A 25,040-nucleotide genomic window follows, 5' to 3' on the forward strand; every position below is an offset into this window, starting at 1 on the left:
CACGCCAATCACATTTCTATCTCTAATGCGCAGCCATGGGTGATACGCGGGACTCTGCGGCCTCGAGGACGTCTGATCGTCGGGTGTAATGCAGGTTTGGCCGGCTTCTCCCATCTTGCGGACCAGCGTGCTCTTGCCGGCCCGGCGCGGTCCCACAATCATGACCACAGGGATATCCGAAAGCGCTTCTTCCGCCCAACGCTCTACGAACCGCTCGAACATGCCAACTCCGAATCCCGATCGATCGGAACTATCGGTATCGGCTGATTGGAAGTCTATGAGACGGCGATCTAGACCGAACTTCCCCTCGGGATTTTTGTTAGAGCGTTGAGAGGATTTGAGAAGTTTGGATCGGGCTGATTTTGTAGGCATGTAAATGATGATTTTTGGCTTGCGAATGGCAGGTTTCCGTGATTCGATTCCGGCATGTTCGTCGCCCGCATTCCCAACCGCAACTCACCGCCCGCGATCCTGTTGCGCGAGAGCTATCGCGAGGGCGACAAGATCAAGTCGCGCACGCTGGCCAACCTGTCGCATTGGCCGGATGAGAAGATCGATGCGCTGCGCCGCGTCCTGAAAGGCGAGGAGCTGGTCTCGCCGGCCGAGCAACTGCGGATCGAGCGCTCGCTGCCGCACGGCCACGTGGCCGCGGTGCTCGGCATGGCGCGCCAGCTCGGACTGCATCGCCTTGTCCCGGACAAGCCCAGACGGTTGGCCAGGCTGGCTTTGGCCTTGATCGTGGCACGGGTGATCGAACCGGCCGCCAAGCTGGCCACGGCGCGCCAGCTCAGCGAGGCGACGGCGGCGCATTCGCTGGGCGAACTGCTCGATCTCAGCGCCGTCGACGAGGACGAGCTTTACGAAGCGCTCGACCTGCTCGGCACGGCCCAACCGGGGATCGAGGCGACGCTCGCCAAGCGCCATCTGCATGACGGCTCGCTGGTGCTCTACGATCTCACCTCCAGCTATCTGGAGGGGCGACATTGCGAATTGGCGCGGCATGGTTACAGCCGCGACGGTCGTTCCGACAAGCTGCAGATCGTGTTCGGCTTGCTGTGCGCCGCCGACGGCTGCCCGGTGGCGGTGGAGGTGTTCGAAGGTAACACCGCCGACCCGAGCACGCTGGCCGCGCAAGTCGACAAACTGAAGGCCCGCTTCAAGCTGTCGCGTGTGGTACTGGTCGGCGATCGCGGCATGATCACCAGCGCCCGTATCGAAGCCGATCTGATGCCGGCCGGGCTCGATTGGATCACCGCTCTGCGGGCGCCGGCGATCCGCAAGCTCGCCGAGGACGGCGGCCCGCTGCAATTGTCGCTGTTCGACGATCGCGATATGGCCGAGATCACGTCCCCCGACTTCCCCGGCGAGCGCCTGATCGTGTGCCGCAACCCGGATCTGGCCGACGAGCGTCGGCGCAAGCGCGGCGAGTTGCTGGCGGCGACCGAGAAGGATCTCGCCCGCGTCAAGGCCGCCGTGCAGCGTCAGCGCAACCCCTTGCGCGGCGAGGATGAGATCGGTCTGAAGGTCGGCGCCGTGCTGGGCAAGCGTAAGATGGCCAAGCACTTCCACCTCGCCATCACCGACACTTCGTTCGACTTCAGTCGGATCGAGGATGCCATCGCCAACGAAGCGTCGCTCGACGGCTTCTATGTGCTACGGACCAACGTGCCGGCCGAGAACCTCGACACCGCCGCCACGGTGCGTGCCTACAAGAGCCTGGCCCAGGTCGAACGCGCCTTCCGCACCATCAAGACCGTCGAACTGGAGGTGCGCCCGATCCACCATCGCCTCGCTGGCCGCGTGCGCGCCCACGTCTTCCTCTGCATGCTCGCTTATTACATCGTCTGGCACATGCGCCGCGCGCTGGCCCCGATCCTGTTCGACGATCACGACCGCGAGGCCGCCGACGCCGCGCGCGTCTCGCCCGTCGCCAAGGCCAGAGTCTCGGCCGCGGCCAGAACCAAGGCTAATCGCAAGCACACCCACGATGGCCGGCCCGTGCACAGCTTTCGAACGCTGTTGCAGGATCTCGCCACGCTCACACGCAACATCGTTCGCATCGGTCAGGACGCCCCGGCCGCTATGCTCACAAGTCCAACCCCACTACAACAAGACGTCTTCAATCGGCTCGGCATTCCTATCGCCCCATAATGTAGGCAGACGCGCCGTCACGCCCGCTGGAATTACACGCCAGCTCAAATGCTTACGTCGCTACTCAAGGGGAAGTTCGGTCTAGAAGCCCGGGAGGGCGTTTGCCGCAAGGGCGAGCGGTGGATTTCCATTAGAAACTGAACATTGGGGATCCGTCGCATGATAGCGGCCTGAAGCGCCAAGTATGGTCTGCCACCTTCGCTTCTCGTCCGGCGGCCAGCCGACCGTTGTGATCCGGGTCCAAGCCGTTTTGCACTGCACGAAGCTCGACGCCACTTGGTATCGAACACCGTCGGGGAAGTCGCGAATGGCATCCCGGCTGTCCCCGAGGAACGAAATGGGCTTCGGAATCGATACACTGAGGCACGGCTCTCAAGTCCCTGACAAGGGAAGCGCGGCCAAAAGAGCGGTATCGAATTATTGTGGTGGACACAAATGTGATATGAATATCGGCACTTTATTGCGCTCGGGGGAGGGGGATAAGCATCCTGTATTTTTTAATGCATCACATATTGCATGTCTGAGACCGGCTCGCCGTTCTCGGCTGCAGAGCAAGGGCTTGGCTACATTTTCCAACCCAGATTTGCTCTGTTGAGAATTTTGGCACTTCCTGAAGACCGCGTCGTCTACATCGAGCGAAACGACGACGTCGAGTTCGTGGAAGCGGACGGCCGGATATCGCTGGCTTCCCTCAAGCACAAAGCGCAGGGCGACCGTCTCTCGGATCTTTCGACCGATTTCTGGAAGTCCGTGCGTATCTGGTTGGCTCATTATAAGGCCACGGGCAGAGCTGGATCCAGCGCATACTTCCTGCTCTTTACTACCGCAGTTATTTCGACAGGCTCCTTCCTGGAGCAGTTCGCCGACACAGATGCCGATGGCGAAGCGAGGGCTAAGGATGCGTCTCACGCATTGGCAGCCAGTCAGTCGAAAGAGATCGCCAAGGTGAAGGCTGATCTCGCGGATCTAAGCGCCGAGGAGGCTATCGACTTCTATGCTCGCATCACGATCTTCCCCGACACACCGCGCATCGACGAGATTCCGGAACTCATCAACCAGCGCCTGATCACCGTGAGGCGCCAGTCACGACAGAACCTCTTCGAGCGGCTTGAAGGATGGTGGCTAAATCAGATTATAGAATTTCTGACCGGCAAACGTACAGAGCCGATCAAGGTTCAGGAGGTGACGGATAAGCTGGCCGTCCTCGCCGACGAATACAAGGTCGACAATCTACCGATCACATTCGGCGATAGCTTCCCCGCAAGCGGTGTCGACGCCCACAACGATCCGCGCCGCTTCGTGGAACAGCTGCGGGCCTTGAAGTTGTCGGCTGAGCGAATCCGGTTCGCCATCATCGACTATTACCGCGCGTTCGAGCAGCGCTCCAGTTGGGCTCGCGCTAACCTCCTGGTCTCGGACGAGATCGAGAAGTACCAGGACAAGCTGGTGGATGAGTGGGCCCGGTACCGGGAGCTCGTCTGCGAAAACATTACCGACGAAAGCGCGGAGGAGGCATGTATCCAGGTTGGCAGAGAACTCTACAAGTGGGCAGAGCAGTCGACCGGCCAGCTGAGAATCCGCGAACGTGTTGCCGAGCCGTACGTCGTTCGAGGCACATTCCACATTCTCGCCAACGACAGCCCACGTCCTAGGGTTCATTGGCATCCTCACTTCCTGCAACGTTTGGCCAAGATCCTTGAGACTGCAGCATGAAGCAGTGGATCGATCGTCCGATAGAGATACGAAACCTCTTCAACCCAGCCTTCTGTGGCCTTGTTCTCTTCCGAGCGTTAGCGGGGTTCCACGCCGAGGACGACAAGGGAATGCCATTTTCGCTCTCCCTCCTGGTTTTACCGCTGTGCCTGCAGCAAAGCTCAAGGGAGACTTTGCAACGCGCAAACCGAAGTTACTTCCTGAAGGTGGCAGCGGACCATCCAGAGTTGCTGGTGGGTTTCGGGAAGCGCTGTACGGATGTACTGCCATTTACCCTCGAAGGGCTTGGGCTGCTGATGCACTGCGATGCGGTAATGGTGAGTCCGGATGGGCGACTGGTTCCGAATTCCGCTGGAGTGCGCAAAACCATCAATGGCAGCGATGAATCAAAGGCCTGCCAGCGCGTGGCAGCGTTCATGGGGAAGGAGTTCGCGCGCATTGCAGACAGAGGCACCATCTACACGACGTTGGGCGTTCGACCATGAAGATCAAATCAATTCACGTTTACAGCAATGATGGTCGACGCCGCGACGTGATTTTCCACGATGGGTTGAATGTCATTACCGGTCGATCCTCGACGGGAAAATCAGCATTGTCCGATATCATCGAATACTGCATGGGTCGTTCAACCTTCAACGTTCCGGAGGGAGTCATCCGCGACCGCGTGTTTTGGTTTGCGGTGATCTACCGCTTCGATGGCGAAGAAGTGCTTGTGGCGAAGCCTGCGCCTGCTCCGGGCGCTCTGAGCCTGAGCATGGCCATGGTACGACGCGGAGCAAAGGTCGAGGCGCCGGATTTCTCGGAGCTAGCCGTGAACGACAGCGATGATGGCGTCGTTGCGCTGCTCACACAATTGCTTGGAATTCCGGAGAATACGACCGACGTTCCGATCGACAGCAGTCGAGTGAGCTTCGATGCGAATGTGAAGCACGCCTTCTATTATCTGTTCCAGAAGCAAGGGATCGTCACGAACAAAGACCAGTTGTTCTATCGCCAGAACGAGCCGCAACAGCCTCAGGCGATCAAGGATACATTGCCTATCCTTCTAGGCATATCCGGGAAGGACAAGTTCACGCTCGAATCTCAACTCCGCTACGCGCAACGTGAACTTCGTCTCAATGCGAAGCTACTCCAACAGGCGCGAGAGGGGATCGACAACTCCGAAGAACGGGCCATCGGCCTTCTTTCAGAGGCCCGCGCAGTAGAAATTCCCCTTGGTGACAGCGACGTGCCGCCAACCGTTCTTCTTCGTCGGGCACTGGATTGGAAACCAACATCTGTGCCGGAAGACGACGGATCGCGGGTATCGAGCATCGAGAACGAATTGCTCGATCTCAGGGAACGGCGTCGCGAAATTCAACGCCGTATCGATGGTGCTGAACAATTCAACAAGCGCGCGGCAGGTTTTCAGCACGAGGTCAACGAGCAGCGTGAACGTCTGAGCTCAATAAAGGCGCTGCCCTTCGATAAAGCCACGGGTGAATGGCAGTGGCCTTTCGCGCAGGCTAACATTGGGATGGACGGATCGATTGCGAAAGCTCTCCTGGCCGAGTTGGAATCCCTTGATAATGAGTTGACGGCGGTTACAGGCGAGCGGCCGGCGTTGGCCGCATATTTGACCGATCAGCAGAAGGCATTGGCTGACATTGGAGACCAAATCCGGGGCAAGGAAGTCGAGCTTTCCTCGGCCATTGCCACGAGCGAAATGGCAACGCAATTGGCCAACAGAAACAACGCGGCATCACGAGTCGTGGGACGCATCAGTCTGTTCCTGGAGAACCTGGTGCCCAATACCGAGCTTCTGAGACTTCAGGCGGAAGAGCGGCGACTCAAAGCGCGGGTTGCGGACCTGGAAGAAAGGCTGAGTGCTGATGATTCCGAGACACGCCTCACTTCTACACTCAGCAACATCGCGCTGCACATGTCGGGCTATATTCGCGCCCTGGGCGGCGAGTTCGGCGAGTATCCTGCTCGTCTCGATCTCCACAATCTGACGGTTGTCATCGACCGACCGGGTCGCCCAGTTTACATGAATCGAACCGGAGGTGGTGAAAACCATTTAGCGTACCATCTCGCTGCGTTGCTGGCGCTTCATCGGTTTGCTGCGACATACGGCCATCCCATTCCCCGGTTCATGCTGATCGACCAGCCAACCCAAGTCTACTTTCCTTCTGAGACTTCCTATGCAGCCGCCGGTGGATCTATTGAGCAAACGGAAAGCCAAAAGGATGCGGATCTTGAGGCAGTTCGGCGGCTGTTCGAGACGCTGGAGCGTTTTACCACGCAGGATGCTCCGGGCTTTCAACTCATTGTCACAGAACACGCCAATCTAAGAGAAGATTGGTTTCAGGTCGCCTTGGTGGAGGATCCATGGACAAAACCACCGGCTCTGGTGCCCGACAATTGGCCTGACATTCCCCTTATCTGATGCCAAGGCAAGCGATGTGTCATATCGCAGATTACGACGCCCTTTGAGTAATGGCTCGAGATTGACGCTTATCTGGGTGGCAGCTCCACCTTTTCCAGCAACCGCTCGGCCGCAACCGAGAGATCTCCGCGTGCGCCCATGACGACGCTCTCGCTGTTGCCGTGCGACCGCAGCCACCCGATCTCCTTTGATATCTGCCTGTGCGCATACGTCGTCGCCTCATCCAGATGCTCGACAAGCCGCCTGCCGCGATAGCTGGTGATATCTGTATACGGCAATCGTTCGCGGAACAGCCGGAGCGGCGTCATTACCTTCTCGGCCAGCTTCAGCAGATCATTGGGATATGTTTCGTCGTCTTCCCACCCCGCGCGATCGGCCAAATCGCGTAGTTGTGGAGCGTATTTGAGCGCATCTTGGACAGCGTCTGTAATGAATTCGATCGCTCTCGTCTCGCCAGCGGACACTGCGGTCGCCTTGGGTGGCTTGCCGGTGGTGATGAGCTTGATTGCCCTGAGGATGCGGTCAGTGTCGGTCAGCGGCACAGCATGAATCTGGCCGAAGGGCTTGGGCAGGTGTTCGGGCAGGATGTCGGAGTGATGCGCGTTAACAAGCTTGCCCTGCCGTATGGCGTGATCAGCTTCAGAAAGTACCCAATCGGAATTCGCGGATGTGGCCGACCAAATGATCACCGCGGCGGAGCAATTGTTGAGCTGCGCGTCAATTTCCGCCCGGAACCGCTGGATCGGCAGCAACTCCGTGTCCCACCAGACGGTGAGGCCGGCGCCTACCAAAATCTTTGCCAAATCTTCGGTCAGTTTGCGTTCCGCCTTGGAGTAGCTGATGAAGACGTCTGCCATTGCCTAAACCGCTGATCTCGAATCAAAAATGTGCTGCAGATGGTACCGTGTTTCGAGGTGCACGCCGCTAGGCAAAAGGGTCTTGGCGGAAGCCGGTTTCAGGCCGCACATCAATCGTCGCGACACCGCGAATATCGCGGATTCCTTTCGCCGCCGTTAGAGCCTCCCCTCGGAATCTGGTTGCGTCCTGCCTGGTTTGAGTAGCTCAGGAAAGCCGGCCATCCCAAAGGACTTGGGGGGGGAACTTTCCCCTCAATCCCGCCGGGTGCTAATAAGAAGCTTTCTCTTCCTTGGAGCTCACCTCTGCCACGCTCGATCGTTGCCTGGTTCGCCATCTGCTGGGGACTGTTCCTCGTTGCCGCCTTGGTCGTAGGCGCGATGCTTATCGCGCTTTACAAGGAGACGACGAGCCAACGAACCGAACGAGCCGCGGTCGGTCTAGGGCGGGCCTGCGATGCGGTTCTTCGCGAGATCCGCGTGCCACCATCCAGCGGAAGCAACGTGACGGCTCAACGGGACTACCTGTCTTCCGTCACGCGGGCACTCGAACCGTTTGCAGGGGTGGAGGGCGGCATCTGGAAAGCTTCCAAAGGTTCGCTCGCCTATGCGTTTCCGAGCTATGAGGGCAGCGGTCAGAAGACCGACCTCCCACAGCCGGCCCTTTCTTCTGGCAACCACCGGCTTGGCGTTTCTGCTGATCGTCCTTCTGGGGTCGGCCGCATTGTTGGCGCGGGTTCTCTGGCGCTGGTCGCAGCGGCTGCGGACCGTGGAATCGGCGCTGGCGACCGGCGCAGAAGATTTGCCGGTGCTACAATTAACCGGGCAGCGCGACCTCGACCGCATTGTGAAAGCCATCAACGGCGCGGGGGCCAAGGCGCTGGAATCCCGCCGCCGGACGGAGAGTTTGCAGCAGCGTATTGCGGAAAGCGAGCGCCTGGCGGCACTTGGGCGCGTCGCCGCCGGCGTTGCGCATGAAATCCGGAACCCGATCGCCGCGATGCGGTTAAAGGCCGAGAACGCCCTTGCCAACGGGACAGATCGAACCAGATCGGTGGACGCCCTGCAGGTGGTGGTCGAGCAGGTCGGGCGAATGGATGAGTTGTTGAAAAACCTGCTTCGGTCGGTGCAGCGTTCCGAAATCAAGCGTCAACCGGTCACTGACGTTCGGGAGTTTCTTGCTGCCCATGCCTCCCTGTTTTGCGAACAGGCGGGGCGACGGCGAATTTCGGTGGACGTTCCGGACAGCTTTGCCGCGGTCGAATTCGATACGGCGGCGGTCGGTGGCGCGCTCGACAATCTGATCCTCAACGCCATCCAGAATTCGCGCGATGGAACGCCGATCATGCTGAGGGCTTCGATCGAGGCCGGCCGGCTGCGACTGTCTGTCTCGGATGCCGGCGACGGCGTGCCGGAAGCTATCCGGGCGCATTTGTTCGAACCCTTCGCAACCGGCCGTCCGGACGGAACGGGACTGGGTCTGGCGATCGTCCGGGAGGTAGCGGAAGCCCACGGCGGGAGCGCGCACGTGCAACACCGCAACGACGGTACGACGTTCACCCTGAACATTCCAATCGGACCGCATCAATGAATGCCACCGTGCTGATCGTTGACGATGAGAAGAACCTGCGTGACGGACTTTCCGAGGCCGTTCGCGATCTCGGATATGAAGCTCTCGTTGCGGCTTCCGGACGCGAAGCGCTGGCCGCTGCGGCAACAAACAAGCCCGATGCCGTATTGCTCGACCTGCGGATGCCGGACATGGACGGACTGGAGGTCCTGACCCGGCTGCATGCAGCCGCGGATGGAACCAGCGTCCCCGTTGCCATCATCACCGCCTACGCAACGGCAGCAAACACCATCGAAGCGATGCGGCTCGGCGCCTTCGATCATCTGACCAAACCCATTGGACGGGAAGATCTGGCGTCGTTGCTGCAGCGAATGATCAGATCGCGTGCTCCGAAATCACCGCCCCGGGACTTGCCCGACGCGGATGGCTTTCCGGAAACGCTGATCGGTTCAAGCCCCGGCATGCGCGAGGTGCAGAAAACCATCGGCCTGGTCGCCGACAGCGACGCCACAGTGCTCATCACCGGGGAAACCGGCACCGGTAAGGAAGTCGTTGCACGGACCATCCATCGCGTCGGCGCGCGCAGTAGCGGTCCGTTCATGGCGCTCAATTGCGCGGCGATTCCACCGGATTTGCTGGAGAGCGAACTCTTTGGACACGTCAAGGGTGCCTTCACCGGCGCCATCCTCGAGCGCAAGGGCGCCTTCCGCGAGGCCGACAGCGGCACGCTTTTTCTCGACGAGATCGGCGACATGGATCTGGCGATGCAGGCCAAGATCCTGCGCGCGCTGCAGGAGCGCGTGGTCACGCCGGTCGGCGGCAAACCGCAGAAGGTGGATGTGCGGATCGTCGCGGCAACCCATCGCGATCTGGAGCAGTGGGTGAAGCAGGGCCGCTTCCGGGAGGATCTGTTCTATCGTCTCAACGTGGTGCCGATCGAATTGCAGCCGCTGCGCGAACGGACCGCAGACATCCTGCCGCTCGCCGAACATTTTCTGGCGATGGCGTCATCGCCGACAAAGCAATTGTCAGACGAGGCCGCTCAGCGGCTTGCCGCTCATACTTGGCCGGGCAATGTGCGCGAACTCAGGAACGCGATGGAACGCGTCGCCGTGATGTGCCGCAGCGACATCGTTGCGGCGTCCGATCTCGGCTTCCTGGTGACCTCGCCCGCGCCCAATGCCGAAGAGGACGGCGACGACGGCAACCTTCCGTCCGCGCTGGAGCGGCTTGAGCGCCGGTTGATTGCCGACGCGCTCGCGGAATCGAAAGGCAACCGCGCCGAGGCGGCGCGGCGTCTCGGTATCCACCGACAACTCCTGCACGCCAAGGCTGAAAAATACGGGCTGGGCAAACGCAAGAACCCGGATTGATCTGGCTCGCAGCATCGTCCGGTTTTGTGACGGCGAGCGTCGTGAAAGACGACGGATTTGATCTCCGTAAATTTCGATAACTGATTATAAATCAGTTGCTTAGCTCTTGGCACGCGCCTTGCGAAAAGATCGTCAGGACACTCTGACAGTCGAACGCAAGGAGCTTCGCAATGCATTGGATCGATCCCGACCAGCTGCCCGAAATCACCGGCACCGTGGACCAGTTTCTCGTCAACAAGCATGGCGAGGCCGACGGGTTTTTGCTGATCGACGGCGAAGAGGTGCATGTACCGCCGCATCTGTCGGCACGGCTGCTGCGCGACGTCCGTCCCGGCAGCCAGGTCAAGGTGCGGGGAGTTCGGCCCCGAGGCGTCCAGATGATCGCCGCCGTCGCGATCGATACCCCGAAGGGTCGCATTCTCGACGAAGGTCCGGAAGCGCGCGCCGACGGCGAAGCCTTCGAGACAGCCAAGCACGGCCCGATGAGCGCGCAAGGGATCGTCAAGCGACCGATTCACGGACCGAAGGGCGAGACCCGCGGGGCCGTCCTCGAGGACGGACGCATCATCAGGCTGCCGCCGCATGAGGCCGGGCGATTTTCCGATCTGTTGGCCAAAGGCGCGAGGATTTCGGCGGCCGGCGAAGGCGCGACGACCTCGTTCGGAACGGTTGTCGAAGCCCGCGAGATCGGCGCCTCGGCCGACACGATGAAGGCCGTCGGCCCGAAGAAACCGAAGCATGGCCCGGATCACAAGGAACCAAAGCACGACGGCAAGAAGCACGGACCCAAACATGCCCACGCTTGATGATGGTTGCCGTAAGGCGACGCGATCGCCGCCGCCTTACGGCGCTTGCAAACGAGACTGAAAACAATGTTGGACAAAGCCGAAAAGCCTCTGCGTTTCCTTCAGATCGGAGACCTGCACATCACCGATCCGGGTTTGCAGAACCACGCCGATTTGCGCCACATCGTCGACGAGGTGAACGAGAATACCCCGGGAAGGATCGATTTCGTCTACCTGCCCGGTGACAACGCCGACGACGGTACGGCCGAGCAATTCCGCATCGTCCACGATGAATTGTCGCGCCTGATCCTGCCATGGTACGCGATTCCGGGCGATCACGACTTCAAGCCGAGATCGCTCGACGATTTCTATGCCGGCCTTCATGTCCGCAAGCTTCCTTATGTCGTCGAGATATCGGGTTGCAGCTGCGTTTTTCTCGACGTGGTGTCGCGCGGCAACGGTGGTCCCGATTTTCGGCTCGGCGCAGCGCGCCTGGTTTGGCTGCGCGGCCAGCTCGAAGCCGCGCAGCGGGACGGCAAAGCGGCGGCTGTGTTCATGCACGCCTATCCCGCCGACCTCGGCGAGGAGGCCGCCGAGCTGGCGGCGATGCTCGATGATAGCCCGGTCGCGTTGGTCAGCATGGGTCACACGCATTACAACGAGATCAGCAACGACGGACGGACCATCTATGTCGCCACGCGCTCGACGGGGCAAATCGAGGAAGGCGACGTCGGCTTTGCATTCGCGGCGATCGACCGCGGCGCGGTGAGCTGGCGCTTCAAGCCGCTCCAATCGTCATGGCCGTTCGTGATGATTACGTCGCCGGCGGACCGACGGCTCGCGATTGCCTCGCACTCGGCAGAGGGAGACGTCTGCCGCGAGGTCAGAGCCTCGACCTGGGGCGCCGTCCCGATTGCGCAAGCCGAATTCAGAACCGACGATCAGGCGTGGCAACCGATGTACGGCGGCGATGGCGGCCTGTTCAGCGCCGAGTTCAAGGCTCCGCAAGGACCGTTCCGGCTGAGCGTGCGGGTGATCGATCAGCAACGCAATCAGGATACCGACACCATCGACGTGGCGCCGTACGTGGCGGCAGCGCGCAAACCTTCCGGCAGCGACGACGGCAGCATCGGCGCATGGCCGGAGCGGCATCTGCTCGGGACCCAGCTCGGTCCCAACCGGAACGGCAGGAAATGGTGAGCGCTCCGATCATCCATCAGCGCCGATTTTGAGCGAAGGAATTGCAAGATGCAAAACATCAGTGCGGGCTGGCTCTACCCCATCATCCTAACCGCCGGTGCGTTGCAGGCCTGGGGTCCGCCGATGAACCACACGCTGCGGGTATCGCTGGAAAATCCCTGGCTTGCGAGCCTTGTCTCGTTCTTGCCGATCGTCGCGCTGCTGACGTGTCTGATCATGTGCCTTCCTCACCCGCTGCCGACGGCGGAGGGTCTGGCAGCCATGCCGTGGTGGGCGCCGCTCGGCGGCGTTATCGGCGCTTTCGCCGTGATCGCCGGATTGTTGTTCGTGGGCACAGTCGGCGCCGGCGCATTCGCTGGGCTGACCATCACCGCGAACATCCTGATGTCGCTTGCGATCGACCGGTTCGGAATGTTCGGCATGCCGGTCCACGAGCTCAACGCGGGCCGTGTCGCCGGTGCCGCGCTCATGGTCGCCGGCATCACCTTGATCTCGAAATTCTAGGGAATCGATCCGCCGGCAATCGGCCTGCTGACCTGACCACTGAGCGGAGTGCAACGTGACACAAGCGCCGAACAAACCAGAAGCGAAAGCCATCTGGCCGTTGCTGTCGCTGAACTTCTTCATGGCCGACATGCAGGCGGGCATCGGCCCGTTCCTTGGCGTCTTCTTGCTGGCGCATGGCTGGCAGAGCGGCCTGATCGGAACCGTGATGACCGTTGGCGGCGTGGCGGGGATGTTGATGACCACGCCCGCGGGCGCTCTGGTCGATGCGACTCGGCACAAGACGCTCTATGTCGTCATCCCCGGCATCTGCACGGTGATCGCGTCCGGCCTCATTCTGTTGTCGCAGAACTTCTGGTTGGTGACGGTGTCGCAGGTTGCGACCGCCATCGCCGGGGCGGCGATAGGGCCGGCCGTGTCGGGAATCACGCTCGGCATGGTGCGTCAGGCCGGCTTCAACCGGCAGAACGGACACAACCAGGCGCTCAATCATGCCGGCAATATGGTGGGAGCAGGGCTTTCGGGTCTGCTTGGATGGCAGTTCGGATTCACCGCTGTGTTCTGGCTGGCCGCATTGTTCGGCGTGCTCTCGATCGCTTCCATGCTGATGATCCCTGGTGCGTCGATCGACGACGATGAGGCGCGCGGTCTCGATAACAGCAGCGGTGATGGCGGTAAGGTCGGCGGCATCACCGTGCTGCTCGAGTGCAGGCCGCTGCTGATTCTGGCGGCCGCGCTGGCGTTTTTCCATCTCGGCAACGGCGCGATGCTGCCGCTTTACGGGCTGGCGGTCGTCGCCAACAAGCAAGGCGACCCCGCCGGATTCGTCGCGATCACCATCGTCGTTGCCCAGGGCACGATGATCCTCGCATCTCTGATCGCGATGCGGCTCGCCGAAAAGGAGGGCTACTGGCTGGTCTTGCTGGTGTCATTCATCGCGCTGCCGATTCGTGGCGTCATCGCCGCCCATCTGATCAACAAGTGGGGTGTCTATCCGGTGCAGTTCCTCGACGGGATCGGGGCCGGCCTCCAGAGCGTGGCCGTCCCCGGCCTTGTCGCGCGCATCCTGAATGGCTCCGGGCGCGTCAACGTGGGGCACGGTGCTGTCATGACCGTGCAGGGCCTGGGCGCTTCGCTCAGTCCCGCGATCGGCGGATGGATCGCCCAGGAAGTTGGCTACGGCGAGATGTTTCTTATCCTCGGTAGCTTCGCGCTGGGATCGATCGCGTTGTGGCTGGGCTTCGCATCGCTGCTGCGGCCTGCCTGCGCACGGCCGCATCGTTCGTCAGAGCGCGTGGCGGCTTGCGCGCTTTCCGTCGGAGTGCAGTGATGGTCAGACTCAACGCTGCAACCTGGAGCATCGCGGGACTGGCGACCTTCGGCGTCATTGCGCGGCCGTGGAATCTACCGGAATTCATCTGGGCGGTTGCGGGAGCAGCGCTGCTGGTGCTGCTCAACCTGCTGCCATGGCCGGATGCGCTGGCGGCCGCAGCCAAGGGCACGGACGTCTACTTGTTCCTGATCGGCATGATGCTGCTGGCCGAGGTGGCGCGCAAGGAAGGCCTGTTCGATTGGTTGGCGGCTCAGGCGGTGCAATGGGCGAAGGGCTCAGCGAAGCGGCTCTTCCTGATCGTCTACGTCGTCGGCACCGCGGTAACGGTCTTGCTGTCCAACGACGCCACGGCGGTCGTGCTGACGCCTGCGGTCTATGCGGCGACGCGCGCGGCAAATGTCAAGCCGTTGCCGTACCTGTTCATCTGCGCGTTCATCGCCAACGCAGCGAGCTTCGTGTTGCCGATTTCCAACCCGGCCAATCTAGAGGTGTTCGGCACGCAGATGCCCCCACTATCGGTGTGGCTGCACTATTTCGTGTTGCCGTCGGCGTGCGCGATCGCCGCGACCTATATCGCCTTGCGGCTGACGCAGTACCGCAGCCTCGATGCGACCGTCGCCGTCGTCGAACAGATGCCGCCGCTGACGCTTGGCGGCAAGCTCTCGGCCGCGGGCATCGCCTTGACCGCCGTCGTGCTGCTCGGTGCTTCCGCGCTTGGCCGCGATCTCGGACTGCCGACGTTCGTCTCCGGCGCCGCTGTAACGATCAGCGTGCTGCTCACGGGCCGAAAGTCGCCCATCCCGGTTCTCAAAGACGTGTCGTGGTCGGTGCTTCCCCTGGTCGCGGGATTGTTCATCCTGGTCGAAGGACTGAATCGGACCGGCGTGCTGCCGTTGCTGGCCGAAACGCTGAGAGAGGCCGCGACGGCATCTCCCCAAATCACATCGTGGATGGCCGGAGTCGCGGTCGCCGTCGCGTCGAACCTGGTCAACAACCTCCCGATGGGACTGATGGCCGCGACCACGAGCCAAGCCGCGCAGGTGCCGGCGCATGTCACCGCCGCAATCCTGATCGGGGTCGATCTCGGGCCAAACCTCTCCGTCACCGGCTCGCTTGCCACCATATTGTGGCTGATCGCGCTGCGCCGCGAAGGAGAGCTTGTCGCGGCCTGGCAATTCCTCAAGCTCGGTCTCGTCGTCATGCCGCCCGCGCTGCTGCTGGCGCTGCTTGCCCTCTCTGCGGTCTCGTCATGAGCGCCCGCGCCACCCGCCACCAATCCGTTCGCGCCCATTCTGGGGCGATCAACAGAGGAGACCATCATGAACAACGACGACAACTCAAATCCTGATGTTACCGGCGTGTCTCGCCGCGCCACCTTGACCCTTGCCGTGGGCGTCGCTGCGCTCGGCGTCGCGCTTGGCATGCGATCCAACGCCTACGCGCAGGGAAAGGGCGAAGGGAAAATGGAAGGCAAGGGCGAAGCAAAAGTCGACGCCAAGGGTGAAGGAAAGGCCGAGGGAAAAGGAGAAGGCAAGGCAGAGGGCAAGGGCGAAGGCAAGGAAAGCCGCCGCGAAGGAAAGGCCGGGCGTATCAGGGTCGACATCGACGGCGAAGGTACGACGACCGTTGACGTCAAATGCGCGGAAGGCGAGCCGATGCGGGCCTGCGCCGACCTGACCAAGGAGATCGTCGACAAGATCCGGGCTGCCCCGGTCAAACAATAATCAGATCTTGTGCGGGCCCGCCATTCCCGCCATCACCTCAGGAGGCGATATCATGACCTACGGCGATCTGGTCTCCCACGTGAAATTCGACATGGAGCGTGACAGTCCGTTCTCCTACGCCTGTCACGCCTGCAATCGTTGCTGCCGCAACAAGGCAATCCGCGTCAGCCCCTACGAGATACTGCGTCTTGCGAGGTATCTCTGCATATCGACGACGCAGTTCATAGAAGATCACACGGAGGCTGGCGGCACAGTTCTGCGATCCAAGGTAAACGGTGATTGCGGATTTCTGGGAGAGCGCGGCTGCAGCGTTCATTCGGATCGACCGCTGGTCTGCCGTATCTATCCGCTGGCGCGATGGGTTTCACCGGATGGCGAGGAATCGTTCGGCCACCTGACGCCGCATCCGAAGACCGAAGGCGTCTACGGCATTTCGGGAACCGTGCAGGACTATCTCGATCACCAGCAACTCGCGCCTTTCTTCGAGATGAGCGAACGATACGGCAAGTTGTATCAAAAAATGCTCGACGTGCTGGAAAAGCTCGATCCAGAAGAACTGGACCGACGGTCGGACCGGCGTGCGGCTATCGACGAACTACCGGCGGGGACGCTGGCGTCAATGTGCGTGGATATCGACGCGACTAATGGCGTCAGCTTCTCTAACAGCGACGGTTCCGGTCTCGGTATCGATGAAGCCGTGGCTCGGCATATCCGTGCCATCGAGGAGTGGCTTTATTCTCTGGATGCCGCGTGGCGAAACTAAACGATTATTGCGATCAGCCGAAGGTAACTGGTTTCGAACGACCGCTGTTGGGCGCAAAGCGGAGATTCGATTGCTTGCGGCAGAATATTATGCTCGATCACCCCGATTGCGGGATCGGCAGTGGCCAAACGTGAAAGTGGGTATCGAGTGGGATTTTTGTGCACCAGGATTATCGTTCTGCTTGGCTACTCGACCCTAGCCAGGGGTTCGAACAAGCGGCGGCTTCCAACGGGCCATAAAGATGCGAACGCTGTTGCGAAGCTTCGCGTCTTGAGGCTCAATTTGCGGTAGTAAGAAGCGACGTTCCTATAAACAAGGCTGTCCAGAATGGACATTTTCTTTTTTCAGCTCGTGATCATTTTCATTCCGGGCATCATCTGGGAAAGGCTGGACGCCTCGTACGGCACGAGTAGGGCTAAGGAGCAATGGGATATCCTACGGCGAACATTCGTGTTCGGTCTGGCTGCTTACCTGACCACCTTCTGTATCTACTGGCTCGCCAGCTTCTACTTTAAGGGCTTGAACTTTCAGGTCTTTAAATTCGAAAAGGATGTCGAGTTCTTGGATGGGCAAGGCGTCAAACTCATCTTCTACGCGTCAATGGTTTCGATCGTCTGCGGAGTTCTGTGGCTCTACATCACGAACTACAAATTGCTGACGCGATTGATTCAGTGGATAGGCGCCACGAAGCGATATGGCGACGAGGACGTCTGGGACTTCACTTTCAATTCCGGGAGGGCCGAGGTCGAGTATGTCCATGTTCGGGACTTCGAAAAAAAGATAACCTATGCCGGGTGGGTTGAGGCGTTCTCTGAAACCGAAAAGCAGCGAGAACTGCGGCTCCGCGACGTGATCGTCTACGATTTCGAGGGAGCGGTTTTGTTCGAAACGCCGCGCGTGTACCTTGCACGGAAGATGGATAATATCGATATAGAGTTCCCATACAGGCCAGGACAAGCAAATGACGAACCCGCCACGTCCCCCGGTTAGACCCCTTACCGAAGGCTACGTCGTGAAGGGCGGCCACAACCCGGGCACGTCTCAAATTCAGACGCGTCCACCTGCGCCAGCGCCAATCCCGGCGCCGAGGACGCCGCCAGTTCCAAATACGCCGCCGTCGGGAGGACGCCGCAATGACCAATAAGCACAGGACAAACGACGGCTACGCGATGGACGGCAAAATCATGAGCCGCCAAGACTCGTACGAAATCAAAACCTCGCAGGTTAAGCAGCGGCCGCCCGCGCCGGCACCAATGGTGAAGGCTCAAGCTCCAACACCGCCACCGCCCAAGCCTGCGAAGGGGTAGGGCTGTCGCTGCGAGTGACAATCCACCCGAAGACGCTAAGTAGCCAAGCAGCTGCCGGATGCTGGTAAGCTGCTTGGCCCGCCTTCGACTGTCCTCGTCGCTCGTACACACGCCCAGCTTTTTGCGCGCTCTCGACGACCTGAGCAGAGACGGTACGTCTTCTGGCTGGCTCAGCGTCTTCCCAATGGTATCTCAGACGGAAAAGCGCAGCGCATCCCGAACGCGCTGCGACTTGCCATGGAACCGTATAGATAAATCTGCTCCTCATTCACGCCTTAGCCGTCCAGCGACCCAATGAAACCAACCCGTTAGGCTTCTGTTGCGACATCGTCAAACCAGGGTTTTCTACGACATTATACGATGCAGCTCCGGTTCGGGAGCGCGATGTCGTTCGACAACCGATTGATCGAAGCACGCTGCATTGGCGGAGCTTGGTCACTTGGCAGGCTCATTCGCTGAATGAGCGATTATGGAACGGCCGCTGTTGGCGCGCAAAGTGGACGATCGTGGTCTGGGATCAAAAGCCCGCCGTGGCAGTCCACGGCCACAGTCTGCACGCGCGTCATCGCTTCGGTGCGGCCGATCCCGGTCCGGTCATCCGGCGCGCCTTGCTGGATATTTGGGCGGTCAAATCATCAATTCTGGAGAGCAGAAGTTTGAGAATAGGCGAGGTGTTTGCCTTGTTGTAACCGAGGACCAGATCAACCGTTGGCGCTTCACCCACCAGCGGACGGCTGGTCACGGACCAAGGAAGAAGATTACTTGGGTACGCGGGCAGCAGTGCTACGGCGCCGGTAGACGCGATCATAGACACCGCATGGGTAATGTTGTCCACCTCGTGATCCGGAACGATATCCAGGCCGGATCGCTTCAGGTAGTCCTCGATCACAACGCGCGAGGTTGGGGCCGTCTTCGATGGTATGATGAATGTTTCGCCCACGATCTCTCGCAGCTCAACGGAGTCACGCACGGCAAGGCGGTGGTCGCTGGGGAATATGACGACGAACGGCTCCGTAATCACACGCCTGTAAACCAGCTCGTCCGCCCGCTGTTCCGGCCGCATGAACGCGGCGTCGAGCCTGCCCCGCATCAAGGCGTCAGCGAGGTCCGGGGAATTCTGGCTTGAGACCGTGACCTCTATATTGGGCAGTTCATCGTGAAGGATGCGCAGCGCTTCAGGCAACCAATCTATTTCTTTCCCCGTGAGAAACCCTAGAGCGAAGGTCGGCTTGGCGGGTTGAGCCGCCCGCCGCGCTGCTTCCTTGGCTGCCTCTGCCTGGGTGAGCGCCAGCCGGGCATGGTCGAGAAAGGCGCGACCGGCGGCGGTCAATTCGATGCCGTGCACGCTGCGGCTCATCAACTGGACGCCAACCTCGTATTCGAGATCGCGGATTTGCCGGCTCAGCGAAGGCTGCGCGGTGTGCAGCCGTTTTTCGGCCGCGAGCGTCAGGCTGCCCTCTTCGGCTACCGCGATGAAATAGCGAAGGTGCCGTAGCTCCATAGCGCTCTCCATATCTCCAAGGCATGCCCACCAGCTTACAAAGTCTTTTTCGGGGGTGCCAGAGGAGCCTACATAGCTAACAACGAAAGCACCTGAGACTGGTCTCGGTCTTTAAAAGCCGCGGTCACGGTACTCGGTTCCATGCTCTGCCGGTAGGGCGGCAAATTGCGAGGATCACAAATGAGTAACCCAGTCGTGTTGATCACGGGCGCCTTGACCGGCATCGGTCGCGCCGCCGCCGTCGCCTTCGCCAAGAAGGGTGCGAAGGTGGTCGTTGCCGGCCGGCGTGACGAGGCCGGCCAGGCGCTCGTCAAGGAGCTGCGCGCTTTCGGTTCCGAGGCCGAGTTCATCAACGCCGACGTCCGCAAGGAGGATGACGTCCGCGCTATGGTCGACAAGACCGTCGCGCGGTTTGGCCGTCTCGATGTCGCGGTGAACAATGCCGCCACCGAGGGTGCGGTCGGCCCGATCACGGACCAGACCGCGGAAAGCTTTGCCGCGACGTTCGAGACCAACGTTCTCGGCGTGGTCCTGAGCATGAAGCACGAAGTGCGCGCCATGCAGGCCCAGGGGAGCGGCAGCATCATCAATATCTCCTCGACCTATGGGCACAGGGGCGCGCCCTATGCCTCGATCTACGTCGGCGCCAAGCATGCCGTCGAAGGCATTACCAAGTCGGTGGCGCTCGAACTCGCCAAATCGGGGATTCGCGTGAACGCCGTCGGGCCTGGCCCCACGGACACCGGCATGCTGACCCGCTTTACTGGCACGGCGGAGAACAAGGCCGCCCTGGTGACCCAGGTTCCGCTCGGTCGGCTCGTCCTCTCCGAGGAGGTCGCCGACGGCATCGTGTTCCTCGGTTCGGACGAAGGCAGGTTCATCACCGGCCACGTCCTCAACGTCGACGGCGGACACAGCGCCAACTGACCATGTCCGGGCGCTGAAGCTTGCTCCGCGCCCGAAAGCCACGGTCTCGAATACGTTTCAGGTCAACAACACGATTCAGAGGACAACCGTTATGGGTGCTCCTGTTATCCTCATTACCGGCGCTCTGACCGGCATCGGTCGTGCCACAGCGTTTGCCTTTGCCAAAGAAGGTGCAACGGTCGTTGCGTCCGGCCGCCGCGAGGCCGAGGGCAAGGCACTCGAAGCCGAGCTTCGTAGCCTCGGCGCTGAAGCCGCTTTCATTCTGGCGGACGTGCGCCACGAAGACGACGTGCGCAACCTTGTCGAACAGACTGTCGCGCGCTTCGGCCGCCTGGATGTCGCGGTCAACAATGCCGGCACCGAAGGAAAACCTGGCCCGCTGGCCGAGCAGACGTCCGAGAGCTATGCAGGGATGTTCGACACCAATGTGCTCGGCACGCTACTGAGTTTGAAGCACGAACTGCGGGTCATGCAGCCGCAAGGCTCAGGCAGCATCATCAATATTTCTTCGACCATGGGCGAGCGCGGTGCGGCGAATCTCGCACTCTACACCGCAAGCAAGCACGCGGTGGAAGGTCTCACGAAATCCGCCGCTCTCGAAGCCGCCCCTTCGGGCGTGCGCGTCAATGCAGTCGCGCCTGGTCCGACCGAGACCGCGATGCTCGATCGTCTGACCGGGACGCCCGACAAAAAAGCAGCGTTCTATGCTGCCATACCGCTTAAGCGCGGTGCGAAGCCGCAAGAGATCGCCGACGCTATTGTGTTCCTAGCTTCAGACAAAGCGTCCTTCGTCACCGGCCAGATCATCAGGATCAACGGCGGCAAAACCGCCTCGTGATCGCTCGCGGCAAGCTGATGCTGCCGGGATTTGCATCTTCAGATCTTCGGAGCCCGATCATGACCACCGACAACCACCAGGGACACGCAAGAGAGTCGATTCATTGCGACCTACACCCGATCAACGCGCAGTGCATATGCAGTGCATATCAAGTGAGGAGTGAGCCCAATGGCTAACGTGGTGAAGAAACACAGCATCTCTTCTGAGCTGGCACAGAAAATGGTGGATGCAGCAGTGGCAAAAGCCAGAGAACTTGGCGTTAGCGAGAACGTGGCGATCCTCGATGACGGCGGCAATCTCAAGGCCTTTAGCCGGATGGATGGGGCCTCGATGCCTACCATCGAGATTGCGCAGAAGAAGGCGTACACCGCTCTATTCGGCGTCTCCACTCAGGACTTTTTCAACTTTATCCAGGGCGACCCGTCGCTTTTGGCCGGCATCCCCACGCTTGCGCGTGTAGCGGCGTGGGGTGGCGGGTTTCCCATCAAGGTGAACGGCGAGGTTGTCGGGGCGATCGGGGTGAGCGGAGCGCCCATGGTGCAGAACGACATCGATTGCGCGAGAGCGGCCCTGGCGCTGCTACCGGATACGGTACCCACTGAGTGAAAAGGCCCGACCAGATGGTTCACACCCACCAGACCGCGCCGACGCAGTTCGTCGAGGCGAACGGCATCCGCTTAGCTTATCGCCGATTCGGCAAGGCCGGCGGCGTGCCACTCGTCTTCAACCAGCACTTCACCGGGACGATGGACCATTGGGATCCAGCCGTGACCGACGGTTTCGCCAAGGACCGCGAAGTCGTTCTGTTCAATAATGCCGGCGTCTCCAGCAGTTCAGGGCAAGTGCCAACTTCGATCGAGGGTATGGCCGCCAACGCCATTGCCTTCATCGGAGCGCTGGGTCTTGCGAAGGTCGACGTGTTGGGTTTCTCCATCGGTGGCTTCGTCGCTCAGGAGATCGCCGGCCAGGCGCCTGGCCTCGTTCGCAAGTTGATCCTTGTCGGGACCGGACCACGCGGCGGCGAGGGTATGGCCAATCTGACGCCCGAAGCGCAGCAAATTTTCGGCGCAAGCTACGAGGACCCTGACCACCTCTGGCTCGCCGTCCATTTCACCAGGTCGCAAGCAAGCCAGGCGGCTGGCCGCGGTTTCCTCAAGCGGTTCCGCCTGCGCAAAGAAAACCGAGACCCCGAGGTCAATGAAAAGGTGGCACCCGCACAACTCGAGGCGCTAGGCAAATGGGGAATTCGGTTCAAAGGGTCGTACGACTACCTGAAGTCGATCCGGCAGCCGACGCTGGTCGTGAACGGCGGCAATGACGTGATCATCTACTCCGTGAACTCGTTCATCCTGCAGCAGCACCTGCCGAACGCCGAACTCATCCTCTATCCCGACGCCAATCACGGCTCGCAGTACCAGTATCCCGAACTCTTCATCCGTCATGTCTCGATGTTCCTGTCGGAGCACGAGCATCGGGGCGAGTGAATTCCAAAGCGGTCACCTAATCGGCAGCAACAAACAGGACGATGATCATGGCTACTCTGACCGGCAAAACCGCTCTCGTTACCGGCGGTTCGCGCGGCATAGGACGCGCCAGCGCAATCGCGCTTGCCGCCGCCGGCGCCCAGGTTCTTGTGCATTACGGCCGCGGCGCGAAGGAAGCCGACGATGTTGTCGCAGAGATCGCCGAAGCCGGCGGCCGAGCGGATGCCATAGCGACGGACCTTGCCGCCGCGGACGGCGCCGGCAAGCTTGCGAGGCAGGTCCGGAGTATTGTCGGAGATCGCCTCGACATCCTTGTCGCCAATGCAGGGGTCTTGAAAGCGGCGACCATCGAGGAAACGACGGTCGAGGATTTCGACAGGCTGTTCGCAGTCAACGTCCGGGCACCGTTCTTTCTTGTGCAGCAGCTGCTTCCGATCATGTGCAAGGGAAGTAGCATCGTTTTCCTCTCATCGCTCGCGGCGCGCGCCGTTGTTGGAACGGAACCCGCGTATGCGGCAACCAGGGGTGCCGTCGACACCCTGGTGAAGCATTTCGCCTCGATGCTTGGCGCACGTGGTATCCGCGTCAATGCCGTCGCGCCCGGTGTCGTCGAGACGGACATGTTGAACTTCACCAGGACGGGCGCGGGCCGCGACTTCGCGCTGGGCATTCAGGCGCTGAAGCGCCTCGCGCAGCCCGACGACATCGGCGGGGTTATCGCCTTCCTGGCATCCGAAGATGCCAGATGGATCACGGGCGATACCATCCGCGTCGATGGCGGCTCGAAGCTCTGAAGTTGGCACACCGGGAGCGCCGGGAGTAAAGCGATGATCAAGGGTCCCCTTCTGTCTCCAGCCGCTTGCGGGCCTCACCGGCCCGGCTGCTGTACCCAGCGGAACTCCGCACCGTACGAGCTCGGGCAACGCGCAAGCTTCTGGGTTGCGGCCGGCGTGGTCGCGCACACCTTGTGGACCAGCGCTGCGCCGGCGATGACCTATCCGCTGTTTGCCGAGGAGTGGCATCTCACCCACACGGTTACGACCGGGGTCTTCGCCATCTATCCTATTGTCGTAGCCGCCGTTCTGGTCGGCTTCGGCGATGTGTCCGATTATGTCGGCCGTCGCGCCGCAATCCTGTGGGGTGTCGGCGCTTCGCTCTTTGGCACTCTGCTCTTGGCGCTGGCGCCCGATGTGCTCTGGCTGTTTGCGGGGCGCGCCTTCATGGGCGTCGGCGTCGGCCTCACCGCGGGCGCGTCGACCGCCGCGATGGTGGAATTCAGCGGCCAGGGAGCGGCAAAGCGCGCGGCCACGATCACAACTGCCGCCCAAGCCGTCGGTTTTGCCGCGGCCCTGCTGCTCGGCGGTGCCCTCATTCAATATGCTCCGCTGCCCACGCGGCTGAATTTTTGGGTGCTGTCCGCGGTCCTGGCCGCGCTGTTTGCCGCGGCATGGTTTCTGCCGCGCCATACCGGCAGCGAAGCCCAGGGCCGCTGGCGTCCCAAAACCCCCTTCATACCGAAACGTTTGCGCAACGTTTTCGCTGTCGCGGCGGCGGCGGTAACTACTGCCTACACGCACGGCGTACTGATCCTGTCGCTCGGAAGTCAGGTGGCCCGCGATCTCGTTGGATCGCCCAACGCGCTCGCGAACGGCGCGGCTCTTTCCCTATTCGCAATCGCCTCGGCCGTGGTCGGGATTGGCGCGAGGAGCCTGCAACCTCGGGCCGCGATGACCGGTGGCGCCGCCGCATCCGCACTAGGCATGGTGCTGCTGGCAGCGGCAGTCGCTCATCATCATTTGCCAGTCTTCCTTGCCGCTACGGCGATCTCCGGCGCCGGATATAGTCTGCTGTTTTTCGGCGGCCTGCAGACGATCAACAGCGCGGCGCCGGCCGAGCACCGCGGCGGCGTGCTCTCGGCAATCTATTTGCTGGCTTATGTATCGCTGGGTGCCGTCTCGCTGCTTCTCGGTGCGGTGGCGACCGCGCACGGGCTCAGTTTCGCCGTCAACCTCGGCGCGGGCGTGATCTCCCTGTTCAGCGTGATCACAGTCGCTTTGGTCGCGATGACCCACGCCGGATCGATCCAGATTGCTATTCCGTCGAAAAGCGAAGGACAACACATGATCAGGACCACACCGGAGCAAAACAAGGCACTCGTGCTCGAAGCATTCGACACGCTGTTCAATAAGCGTGACTACGATGCGGCATCCCGCTTCTGGTCCGACCGGTACATCCAGCACAGCGCCCACATCGAACCCGGTCGCGAAGGGCTGTTCGGGCTTGTCCGCAGCCTTCCCGACAGTCTGCGCTACGAGCACGGCCTGATTTTGGCGGAGGGCGACTATGTCATCGTCCACGGGCGCTTTTCGGGTCACGGACAACCCGCGGCATGGGTGGCCGCCGACGTGGTGAGGATCGAGAACGGCGTGCTGGCCGAGCATTGGGATGTACTTCAGGACGAAGCGACAAAAGCCGAATCGAAGAGCGGATTGCCCATGTTCGGCGACCGCTTTCCCGCATGACGCAAACAGCTGAGTCACGAGATCGGACGACAGGATTCGCAGTCTGGCTGGCTTCTGCCACCG

The 25,040-nt window shown here is 61.1% G+C and carries 23 protein-coding genes and 1 pseudogene; 21 read left to right on the forward strand and 3 right to left on the reverse strand.

Annotated features, from left to right (window positions below):
- Window positions 1–69: 69 nt before the first annotated feature.
- Window positions 70–222: pseudogene (locus IVB18_RS51885) on the reverse strand (AAA family ATPase); the annotation flags it as partial.
- A gap of 204 nt (window positions 223–426) precedes the next feature.
- On the opposite strand from IVB18_RS51885, the gene IVB18_RS06305 reads away from it, so the two are divergent.
- The 4 genes from IVB18_RS06305 to IVB18_RS06320 all read left to right on the forward strand — a co-directional run bounded on the left by IVB18_RS06305 (window position 427) and on the right by IVB18_RS06320 (window position 6,292).
- Window positions 427–2,151 carry an IS1634 family transposase gene (locus IVB18_RS06305; protein WP_247983724.1) on the forward strand — a complete coding sequence of 575 codons (1,725 nt, stop codon included), beginning with the start codon at window positions 427–429 and terminating at the stop codon, window positions 2,149–2,151.
- A 516-nt stretch (window positions 2,152–2,667) separates the two neighbouring features.
- A complete protein-coding gene (locus IVB18_RS06310; protein WP_247988354.1) occupies window positions 2,668–3,864 on the forward strand; it encodes an ABC-three component system protein in 1,197 nt (398 codons plus the stop codon).
- The gene (locus IVB18_RS06315; protein ID WP_247988355.1) at window positions 3,861–4,349 is read left to right on the forward strand and encodes a three component ABC system middle component; all 489 of its coding nucleotides are present in this window, start codon (window positions 3,861–3,863) and stop codon (window positions 4,347–4,349) included. The genes IVB18_RS06310 and IVB18_RS06315 overlap by 4 nt, the downstream gene beginning before the upstream one ends.
- Window positions 4,346–6,292 (forward strand): DUF3732 domain-containing protein, encoded by a 1,947-nt coding sequence (locus IVB18_RS06320; RefSeq protein ID WP_247988356.1) that lies wholly within the window; start codon window positions 4,346–4,348, stop codon window positions 6,290–6,292. The genes IVB18_RS06315 and IVB18_RS06320 overlap by 4 nt, the downstream gene beginning before the upstream one ends.
- 68 nt (window positions 6,293–6,360) lie before the next feature.
- Here the strand turns inward: IVB18_RS06320 and IVB18_RS06325 are convergent, their stop codons facing one another.
- Window positions 6,361–7,149, reverse strand: coding sequence for a toll/interleukin-1 receptor domain-containing protein (locus tag IVB18_RS06325; RefSeq protein ID WP_247387358.1), 789 nt, complete (start codon window positions 7,147–7,149; stop codon window positions 6,361–6,363).
- 682 nt (window positions 7,150–7,831) lie between these two features.
- On the opposite strand from IVB18_RS06325, the gene IVB18_RS06330 reads away from it, so the two are divergent.
- From IVB18_RS06330 to IVB18_RS06380, 11 genes are all read left to right on the forward strand, one after another.
- Window positions 7,832–8,737 (forward strand): ATP-binding protein, encoded by a 906-nt coding sequence (locus IVB18_RS06330; RefSeq protein ID WP_247988357.1) that lies wholly within the window; start codon window positions 7,832–7,834, stop codon window positions 8,735–8,737.
- The gene (locus tag IVB18_RS06335; RefSeq protein WP_247988358.1) at window positions 8,734–10,089 is read left to right on the forward strand and encodes a sigma-54 dependent transcriptional regulator; all 1,356 of its coding nucleotides are present in this window, start codon (window positions 8,734–8,736) and stop codon (window positions 10,087–10,089) included. Before IVB18_RS06330 ends, IVB18_RS06335 begins: the two co-directional genes overlap by 4 nt.
- Before the next feature lie 170 nt (window positions 10,090–10,259).
- Window positions 10,260–10,895, forward strand: coding sequence for a hypothetical protein (locus tag IVB18_RS06340; RefSeq protein ID WP_247988359.1), 636 nt, complete (start codon window positions 10,260–10,262; stop codon window positions 10,893–10,895).
- A gap of 66 nt (window positions 10,896–10,961) precedes the next feature.
- Window positions 10,962–12,074 (forward strand): metallophosphoesterase, encoded by a 1,113-nt coding sequence (locus tag IVB18_RS06345; RefSeq protein ID WP_247988360.1) that lies wholly within the window; start codon window positions 10,962–10,964, stop codon window positions 12,072–12,074.
- 48 nt (window positions 12,075–12,122) lie between these two features.
- Window positions 12,123–12,578 carry a DMT family transporter gene (locus IVB18_RS06350; protein WP_247988361.1) on the forward strand — a complete coding sequence of 152 codons (456 nt, stop codon included), beginning with the start codon at window positions 12,123–12,125 and terminating at the stop codon, window positions 12,576–12,578.
- 55 nt (window positions 12,579–12,633) lie between these two features.
- A complete protein-coding gene (locus IVB18_RS06355) occupies window positions 12,634–13,908 on the forward strand; it encodes an MFS transporter (RefSeq protein WP_346732613.1) in 1,275 nt (424 codons plus the stop codon).
- Window positions 13,908–15,164, forward strand: a complete 1,257-nt coding sequence (locus IVB18_RS06360; RefSeq protein WP_247988362.1) for an arsenic transporter — start codon at window positions 13,908–13,910, stop codon at window positions 15,162–15,164. Before IVB18_RS06355 ends, IVB18_RS06360 begins: the two co-directional genes overlap by 1 nt.
- A 66-nt stretch (window positions 15,165–15,230) precedes the next feature.
- The gene (locus IVB18_RS06365) at window positions 15,231–15,635 is read left to right on the forward strand and encodes a hypothetical protein (protein ID WP_247988363.1); all 405 of its coding nucleotides are present in this window, start codon (window positions 15,231–15,233) and stop codon (window positions 15,633–15,635) included.
- 52 nt (window positions 15,636–15,687) lie between these two features.
- Window positions 15,688–16,398, forward strand: coding sequence for a YkgJ family cysteine cluster protein (locus tag IVB18_RS06370; protein ID WP_247988364.1), 711 nt, complete (start codon window positions 15,688–15,690; stop codon window positions 16,396–16,398).
- Between the two features lie 327 nt (window positions 16,399–16,725).
- A complete protein-coding gene (locus tag IVB18_RS06375; RefSeq protein ID WP_247988365.1) occupies window positions 16,726–17,388 on the forward strand; it encodes a DUF6338 family protein in 663 nt (220 codons plus the stop codon).
- Between the two features lie 143 nt (window positions 17,389–17,531).
- Window positions 17,532–17,705 carry a hypothetical protein gene (locus IVB18_RS06380; protein ID WP_247988366.1) on the forward strand — a complete coding sequence of 58 codons (174 nt, stop codon included), beginning with the start codon at window positions 17,532–17,534 and terminating at the stop codon, window positions 17,703–17,705.
- A gap of 562 nt (window positions 17,706–18,267) precedes the next feature.
- On the opposite strand, the gene IVB18_RS06385 is transcribed toward IVB18_RS06380, so the two are convergent.
- Window positions 18,268–19,206: a LysR family transcriptional regulator gene (locus tag IVB18_RS06385; RefSeq protein WP_247988367.1), complete on the reverse strand. Its 939-nt coding sequence runs from the start codon at window positions 19,204–19,206 to the stop codon at window positions 18,268–18,270.
- Between the two features lie 180 nt (window positions 19,207–19,386).
- Between IVB18_RS06385 and IVB18_RS06390 the strand changes: the two genes are divergently transcribed.
- The 6 genes from IVB18_RS06390 (at window position 19,387) to IVB18_RS06415 (ending at window position 24,977) form a co-directional block, all read left to right on the forward strand.
- Window positions 19,387–20,133, forward strand: a complete 747-nt coding sequence (locus IVB18_RS06390) for a glucose 1-dehydrogenase (protein ID WP_247988368.1) — start codon at window positions 19,387–19,389, stop codon at window positions 20,131–20,133.
- Window positions 20,134–20,224: 91 nt separating this feature from the next.
- The gene (locus IVB18_RS06395; RefSeq protein ID WP_247988369.1) at window positions 20,225–20,971 is read left to right on the forward strand and encodes a glucose 1-dehydrogenase; all 747 of its coding nucleotides are present in this window, start codon (window positions 20,225–20,227) and stop codon (window positions 20,969–20,971) included.
- 168 nt (window positions 20,972–21,139) lie between these two features.
- The gene (locus tag IVB18_RS06400; RefSeq protein WP_247988370.1) at window positions 21,140–21,577 is read left to right on the forward strand and encodes a heme-binding protein; all 438 of its coding nucleotides are present in this window, start codon (window positions 21,140–21,142) and stop codon (window positions 21,575–21,577) included.
- 14 nt (window positions 21,578–21,591) lie between these two features.
- The gene (locus tag IVB18_RS06405; protein WP_247988371.1) at window positions 21,592–22,455 is read left to right on the forward strand and encodes an alpha/beta hydrolase; all 864 of its coding nucleotides are present in this window, start codon (window positions 21,592–21,594) and stop codon (window positions 22,453–22,455) included.
- Between the two features lie 47 nt (window positions 22,456–22,502).
- The gene (locus IVB18_RS06410) at window positions 22,503–23,249 is read left to right on the forward strand and encodes an SDR family oxidoreductase (RefSeq protein WP_247988372.1); all 747 of its coding nucleotides are present in this window, start codon (window positions 22,503–22,505) and stop codon (window positions 23,247–23,249) included.
- A gap of 33 nt (window positions 23,250–23,282) precedes the next feature.
- The gene (locus tag IVB18_RS06415) at window positions 23,283–24,977 is read left to right on the forward strand and encodes an MFS transporter (protein WP_256476710.1); all 1,695 of its coding nucleotides are present in this window, start codon (window positions 23,283–23,285) and stop codon (window positions 24,975–24,977) included.
- Window positions 24,978–25,040 lie beyond the last annotated feature (63 nt).

Origin of the sequence: Bradyrhizobium sp. 186 (genome assembly GCF_023101685.1) — a bacterium.
Lineage (GTDB): Bacteria > Pseudomonadota > Alphaproteobacteria > Rhizobiales > Xanthobacteraceae > Bradyrhizobium.

Coding starts and splice junctions, on each gene's coding strand:
- IVB18_RS06305 (WP_247983724.1), top strand. CDS start 427: ATGTTCGTCGCCCGCATTCCCAACCGCAACTCACCGCCCGCGATCCTG.
- IVB18_RS06310 (WP_247988354.1), top strand. CDS start 2,668: ATGTCTGAGACCGGCTCGCCGTTCTCGGCTGCAGAGCAAGGGCTTGGC.
- IVB18_RS06315 (WP_247988355.1), top strand. CDS start 3,861: ATGAAGCAGTGGATCGATCGTCCGATAGAGATACGAAACCTCTTCAAC.
- IVB18_RS06320 (WP_247988356.1), top strand. CDS start 4,346: ATGAAGATCAAATCAATTCACGTTTACAGCAATGATGGTCGACGCCGC.
- IVB18_RS06325 (WP_247387358.1), bottom strand. CDS start 7,149: ATGGCAGACGTCTTCATCAGCTACTCCAAGGCGGAACGCAAACTGACC.
- IVB18_RS06335 (WP_247988358.1), top strand. CDS start 8,734: ATGAATGCCACCGTGCTGATCGTTGACGATGAGAAGAACCTGCGTGAC.
- IVB18_RS06340 (WP_247988359.1), top strand. CDS start 10,260: ATGCATTGGATCGATCCCGACCAGCTGCCCGAAATCACCGGCACCGTG.
- IVB18_RS06345 (WP_247988360.1), top strand. CDS start 10,962: ATGTTGGACAAAGCCGAAAAGCCTCTGCGTTTCCTTCAGATCGGAGAC.
- IVB18_RS06350 (WP_247988361.1), top strand. CDS start 12,123: ATGCAAAACATCAGTGCGGGCTGGCTCTACCCCATCATCCTAACCGCC.
- IVB18_RS06360 (WP_247988362.1), top strand. CDS start 13,908: ATGGTCAGACTCAACGCTGCAACCTGGAGCATCGCGGGACTGGCGACC.
- IVB18_RS06365 (WP_247988363.1), top strand. CDS start 15,231: ATGAACAACGACGACAACTCAAATCCTGATGTTACCGGCGTGTCTCGC.
- IVB18_RS06370 (WP_247988364.1), top strand. CDS start 15,688: ATGACCTACGGCGATCTGGTCTCCCACGTGAAATTCGACATGGAGCGT.
- IVB18_RS06375 (WP_247988365.1), top strand. CDS start 16,726: ATGGACATTTTCTTTTTTCAGCTCGTGATCATTTTCATTCCGGGCATC.
- IVB18_RS06380 (WP_247988366.1), top strand. CDS start 17,532: ATGACCAATAAGCACAGGACAAACGACGGCTACGCGATGGACGGCAAA.
- IVB18_RS06385 (WP_247988367.1), bottom strand. CDS start 19,206: ATGGAGCTACGGCACCTTCGCTATTTCATCGCGGTAGCCGAAGAGGGC.
- IVB18_RS06390 (WP_247988368.1), top strand. CDS start 19,387: ATGAGTAACCCAGTCGTGTTGATCACGGGCGCCTTGACCGGCATCGGT.
- IVB18_RS06395 (WP_247988369.1), top strand. CDS start 20,225: ATGGGTGCTCCTGTTATCCTCATTACCGGCGCTCTGACCGGCATCGGT.
- IVB18_RS06400 (WP_247988370.1), top strand. CDS start 21,140: ATGGCTAACGTGGTGAAGAAACACAGCATCTCTTCTGAGCTGGCACAG.
- IVB18_RS06405 (WP_247988371.1), top strand. CDS start 21,592: ATGGTTCACACCCACCAGACCGCGCCGACGCAGTTCGTCGAGGCGAAC.
- IVB18_RS06410 (WP_247988372.1), top strand. CDS start 22,503: ATGGCTACTCTGACCGGCAAAACCGCTCTCGTTACCGGCGGTTCGCGC.
- IVB18_RS06415 (WP_256476710.1), top strand. CDS start 23,283: ATGATCAAGGGTCCCCTTCTGTCTCCAGCCGCTTGCGGGCCTCACCGG.